We start from the raw sequence: 1,392 nt of genomic DNA, 5'->3' as shown, positions 1-1,392 counted from the left end.
TCGACCGCGCTGCGCACCGCCGCGGGCGACCTGCGCGACGTCGACGGCCACCACCCGCAGCAACCGCTCACCACGGCCGCCCACCACGCGGTGCGGGCCGCCGCCCGCGCCGGACTGACCGTCGCGCACCGCGCCCGGGTCCGCGCCGCCGCGCTCGACGACTTCGCCGCGCACGGAGTGGTCGCCGTCCACGAATGCGGCGGCCCGGACATCGCCGGTCGAGACGACTTCACCGAACTGCTCGGCACCGACCATCCCGTCGAGGTGCGCGGCTACTGGGGGCAACCGGTCGCCGACGCCGCCGCCGCCACGGCACTGCGGGAGGCCACCGGCGCCCACGCGCTCGGCGGAGACCTGTTCGTCGACGGCTCGTTCGGCTCGCACACCGCGGCGCTGACCGAGCCCTACCGCGACCGGCCCGGCTGCTGCGGCACCACCTACCGGAGCATCGCGCGGCTCACCGCGCACGTGCGGGCCTGCACCGCCGCGCGGATCCAGGCCGGATTCCACGTCATCGGCGACGCCGCCGTCGCCGCCGCGGTCGCCGCGTTCGACGCCGTCGCCGCCGAACTCGGCGGGCCCGCGGTCGCGGCGTGCGGCCACCGGCTCGAACACGCCGAAAGCCTCACCGCCGCCCAGGCGCAGCGCTTGGCCCGCTACGGGGTGATCCCGAGCATGCAGCCGGGCTTCGACGCGCTGTGGGGCGGACCCGACGGAATGTACGCGCAGCGGCTCGGCGAGACCCGGGCCGGCGCGCTCAACGCGTTCGCGGCGATCGCCGCCACCGGCATGTCGCTCGCGTTCGGGTCCGACGCGCCGGTCACCGCGCCCGCGCCGTGGCCGATGTTGCGCGCCGCGGTGCATCACCGCACCGCGGGCAGCGGCATCTCCCCGCGCGCCGCGTTCGCCGCCGCCACCCGCGGCGCCTGGCGGGCCGGGGGCGTGCGCGACGGGATGGCCGGCACCCTCGACCCCGGTGCGCCCGCGTCGTACGCGCTGTGGGAGGTGCAGGAGCTGGTGATCAGCGCCCCGTCCGACGGGGTGCAGCGGTGGTCGACGGACCCACGCTCGCGGGTCGCGCCGCTGCCCGATCTCACGCCCGGCACCGCCGATCCGGTGCTCGTGCGCAGCGTGCACCGCGACCGGATCGTGTTCACGCGGTGAGCAGCCCGCACCTGCGCGGCACCGCCCGGCTCGCGGTGCGGTCGGGGGCCGCGGTCACGGCAGGTGTGCTGCTGTTCGCGAGTTTCCCGCCCCGGCCCCTGTGGTTCCTCGCACCGGTCGGCATTGCTCTCCTGGTCGCGGTGCACGCTGCGCACGAGCACCGGATCGGCGGTGCCGGGCGTGAGATCGGGCAGCGGCGCGACCCGCGAGCGTGGNTCCNTCGACCAC

General features: G+C 77.2%; 1 protein-coding gene and 1 pseudogene. Both read left to right on the top strand.

All coding sequences use genetic code 11. From position 1 onward, the window contains the following. Positions 1-1,164 (top strand): amidohydrolase family protein (locus Q8814_RS26125; protein ID WP_330154827.1); only part of this gene is annotated, 1,164 nt, incomplete at its 5' end. Beyond that, a pseudogene (locus tag Q8814_RS26120) lies at positions 1,161-1,392 on the top strand (hypothetical protein); the annotation flags it as partial. The gene Q8814_RS26125 and the pseudogene Q8814_RS26120, both read left to right, overlap by 4 nt.

The sequence above is a fragment of the Rhodococcus chondri genome, from assembly GCF_036327435.1.
Classification (GTDB): Bacteria; Actinomycetota; Actinomycetes; order Mycobacteriales; family Mycobacteriaceae; genus Rhodococcus; species Rhodococcus chondri.
The sequence above is the reverse complement of the archived record's forward strand: the minus strand, read 5'-3'. Positions and strand labels throughout refer to the sequence as shown.